This window comes from Paenibacillus sp. 2TAB23, assembly GCF_052115165.1.
Lineage (GTDB): Bacteria > Bacillota > Bacilli > Paenibacillales > Paenibacillaceae > Pristimantibacillus.
Window position 1 is genome coordinate 1 of the sequence record NZ_JBFRGD010000055.1, and the last position, 3150, is coordinate 3150.

2 tRNA genes and 2 rRNA genes are annotated in these 3150 nt (G+C 53.2%); all 4 read left to right on the top strand.

Annotated elements, in window-relative coordinates:
* Window positions 1-134, top strand: a 16S ribosomal RNA gene (locus AB4Z29_RS32185); the annotation flags it as partial.
* 117 nt (window positions 135-251) lie between these two features.
* A tRNA-Ile gene (locus AB4Z29_RS32190) sits at window positions 252-328 on the top strand.
* Window positions 329-364: 36 nt separating this feature from the next.
* Window positions 365-440: transfer RNA gene (locus tag AB4Z29_RS32195), tRNA-Ala, on the top strand.
* Between the two features lie 162 nt (window positions 441-602).
* Window positions 603-3150, top strand: a 23S ribosomal RNA gene (locus AB4Z29_RS32200); the annotation flags it as partial.

The window sequence follows — 3150 nt, forward strand, 5'->3', positions numbered from 1 at the left end:
CCACGAGAGTTTACAACACCCGAAGCCGGTGGGGTAACCCGCAAGGGAGCTAGCCGTCGAAGGTGGGGTAGATGATTGGGGTGAAGTCGTAACAAGGTAGCCGTATCGGAAGGTGCGGCTGGATCACCTCCTTTCTAAGGAAATACCCGRACCCGATGAGGTTCGGATAAACATGGCAGTTTATCGCTTACTCGTTGTCAGTTTTGAAAGATTAATCCTCTTTCAACAGGAAGTCCAAAGGGAATACCTATGGGCCTTTAGCTCAGCTGGTTAGAGCGCACCCCTGATAAGGGTGAGGTCGGTGGTTCGAGTCCACTAAGGCCCACCATTATCGACTTTGAGTAGTCGGTTCCCAACATCATATGGGGCCATAGCTCAGCTGGGAGAGCGCCTGCCTTGCAAGCAGGAGGTCAGCGGTTCGATCCCGCTTGGCTCCACCAAAAAAATGATTTGTTGCGTCTTTGCTGAGGATWAACTCYGAAGCGAATTCAMCGCAAAACACTTGCACCTTGAAAACTGGATAAYGAAAGAAAAAGAAATTGCTGAAACATCCTTTAAGCTGTTTTTATTGTAAGCGAAGGTGAGCGATCACCTGAGCATATGGTTAAGCTAGTAAGAGCGCACGGAGGATGCCTAGGCACCAGGAGCCGAAGAAGGACGTGGCGAACAACGATGCGGGACACGTGAAACCCCGTCGGAATCCGGCAGGACCATCTGCCAAGGCTAAATACTCCCTGGTGACCGATAGTGAAGCAGTACCGTGAGGGAAAGGTGAAAAGCACCGCGGAAGCGGAGTGAAAAAGAACCTGAAACCGTGCGCTTACAAAAAGTCAGAGCCCGTTAAATGGGTGATGGCGTGCCTTTTGTAGAATGAACCGGCGAGTTACGATCACGTGCAAGGTTAAGTCGGGAAGACGGAGCCGTAGCGAAAGCGAGTCTGAATAGGGCGAATAAGTACGTGGTCGTAGACCCGAAACCGTGTGATCTACCCCTGTCCAGGGTGAAGGTGCGGTAACACGCACTGGAGGCCCGAACCCACGCATGTTGAAAAATGCGGGGATGAGGTGGGGGTAGCGGAGAAATTCCAATCGAACTCGGAGATAGCTGGTTCTCCCCGAAATAGCTTTAGGGCTAGCCTCGAGGAATGAGCGTCGTGGAGGTAGAGCACTGATTGGGTGCGGGGCCCGCCAAGGGTTACCAAGTCCAGTCAAACTCCGAATGCCATAGACGTGCTACTCGGGAGTCAGACAGTGAGTGCTAAGATCCATTGTCAAGAGGGAAACAGCCCAGATCATCAGCTAAGGTCCCCAAGTGTGTGTTAAGTGGGAAAGGATGTGGAGTTGCAAAGACAACCAGGATGTTGGCTTAGAAGCAGCCACCATTTAAAGAGTGCGTAATAGCTCACTGGTCGAGTGACTCTGCGCCGAAAATGTAACGGGGCTAAACACACCACCGAAGCTATGACTCGCGAATCTTTAAGATTCGCTTGGGTAGGGGAGCGTTGAATACGGRTTGAAGTTGGACCGTGAGGACTGGTGGACTGTATTCAAGTGAGAATGCCGGTATGAGTAACGAAAAGACAAGTGAGAATCTTGTCCGCCGAAAGCCTAAGGGTTCCTGAGGAAGGCTCGTCCTCTCAGGGTAAGTCGGGACCTAACGCGAGGCCGAAAGGCGTAGTGGATGGACAACAGGTTGAAATTCCTGTACCACCGAAGATYGTTTGAGCAATGGGGTGACACAGAAGGGCAGTGACGCGGACTGATGGAATAGTCCGTCCAAGCAGTGAGGCTAGTGTGTAGGCAAATCCGCACACTRTWAGGCTGGGCTGTGATGGGGAGCGAAAATTGCAGTAGCGAAGGTCATGTACTCCGGCTGTCAAGAAAAGCCTCTAGTGAGATCTAGGTGCCCGTACCGCAAACCGACACAGGTAGGCGAGCAGAGCATGCTAAGGCGCGCGGAAGAACTCTCGTTAAGGAACTCGGCAAAATGACCTCGTAACTTCGGGAGAAGAGGTGCCTCGGTAGGGTGAATAGCCCGAGGGGGCCGCAGTGAAAAGGCCCAAGCGACTGTTTAGCAAAAACACAGGTCTGTGCGAAGCCGTAAGGCGAAGTATACGGGCTGACGCCTGCCCGGTGCTGGAAGGTTAAGGGGAGCGGTTAGGGGYAACCCGAAGCTGTGAACCGAAGCCCCAGTAAACGGCGGCCGTAACTATAACGGTCCTAAGGTAGCGAAATTCCTTGTCAGGTAAATTCTGACCCGCACGAATGGCGTAACGACTTGGGCGCTGTCTCAACGAGAGATCCGGTGAAATTTTAATACCTGTGAAGATGCAGGTTACCCGCGACAAGACGGAAAGACCCCATGGAGCTTTACTGTAACTTGATATTGGACTTTGGTACGATCTGTACAGGATAGGTGGGAGCCATTGAAGCATGAGCGCCAGCTTGTGTGGAGGCAACGTTGGGATACCACCCTGATCGTATCGGAGTTCTAACCTGCTGCCGTGAAACCGGCAGAGGGACCGTGTCAGGTGGACAGTTTGACTGGGGCGGTCGCCTCCTAAAATGTAACGGAGGCGCCCAAAGGTTCCCTCAGAATGGTTGGAAATCATTCGAAGAGTGCAAAGGCATAAGGGAGCTTGACTGCGAGACCTACAAGTCGAGCAGGGACGAAAGTCGGGCTTAGTGATCCGGTGGTACCGAATGGAAGGGCCATCGCTCAACGGATAAAAGCTACCCTGGGGATAACAGGCTTATCTCCCCCAAGAGTCCACATCGACGGGGAGGTTTGGCACCTCGATGTCGGCTCATCGCATCCTGGGGCTGAAGTAGGTCCCAAGGGTTGGGCTGTTCGCCCATTAAAGCGGTACGCGAGCTGGGTTCAGAACGTCGTGAGACAGTTCGGTCCCTATCTGTCGCGGGCGCAGGAAATTTGAGAGGAGCTGTCCTTAGTACGAGAGGACCGGGATGGACGTACCGCTGGTGTACCAGTTGTTCCGCCAGGAGCACCGCTGGGTAGCCAAGTACGGACGGGATAAGCGCTGAAAGCATCTAAGCGTGAAGCCCCCCTCAAGATGAGATTTCCCAGTATGTAAGACCCCTTGAAGACGACGAGGTTGATAGGTTCGGGGTGGAAGCACAGCAATGTGTG